This window comes from Vibrio sp. HI00D65 (assembly GCF_001635455.1).
In the GTDB taxonomy this organism is placed as follows: domain Bacteria; phylum Pseudomonadota; class Gammaproteobacteria; order Enterobacterales; family Vibrionaceae; genus Vibrio.
The window spans coordinates 1-201 of sequence record NZ_LWEH01000030.1 but is presented as its reverse complement, the minus strand read 5'-3'; the positions used below and the strand labels follow the sequence as shown (position 1 = coordinate 201).

Sequence of the window (201 nt, the reverse complement as noted above, 5' to 3'; positions counted from 1 at the left end):
TTTCACCGCTTATCCCCATAAATTGGCTGTTGGTGAGCGAAAGGAGAAGACCGAATAAAAACGGAATTAACCCCATGTACCCCAGTTTGGCCATGGTGTTACGGGTTTGAGTTGTTGCCATGTAACCCGCCCTCATAGTTGTTGCTCGATTGCGTTTTTGAGCGTAGCGCTCACTGGTGATGTGGAGCTAGGGAAGGTAGC

The 201-nt window shown here is 49.3% G+C and carries 2 pseudogenes; both read right to left on the bottom strand.

Annotation, left to right across the window (positions count from 1 at the left end):
• Positions 1 to 136: pseudogene (locus A3712_RS27300) on the bottom strand (DUF3429 domain-containing protein); the annotation flags it as partial.
• Positions 133 to 201, bottom strand: a pseudogene (locus tag A3712_RS27295) (glutathione peroxidase); the annotation flags it as partial. The pseudogenes A3712_RS27295 and A3712_RS27300, both read right to left, overlap by 4 nt.